Below are 260 nucleotides of genomic sequence, written 5' to 3'. Positions count from 1 at the left end.
ATGCAATTACGGACCAATAAAATTCAGCCTATTTATGAACGTTTCCTCGTTTCAAGTTGGAGCGTTATTTGAGAATGGACTTTCTATAGCAAACGTGTATTGCTAAAAAAGTCCCCAAACGGCTTACCAACAAAACACGGACGAACCGATTGGCCTACGCTGGTAGGTAAATGGTAAACGTGGCCCCCTGACCAGGCTGGCTACGGGCCGTTATTGCCCCGCCATGATTGGTGACCACCTTCTCGCAGATGGCCAGCCCA

Annotated in this window: 1 protein-coding gene; it reads right to left on the bottom strand. The window is 48.5% G+C overall.

Features of this window, described 5'->3' with window-relative positions:
- Positions 1-154: 154 nt before the first annotated feature.
- Positions 155-260, bottom strand: a 106-nt coding sequence (locus tag ACYVK4_RS32395; RefSeq protein ID WP_461131728.1) for an ATP-binding protein, incomplete at its 5' end; no start/stop codon positions are given.

Source organism: Spirosoma aerophilum, from assembly GCF_054782495.1.
This window is presented reverse-complemented; position numbering and strand designations above follow the sequence as displayed.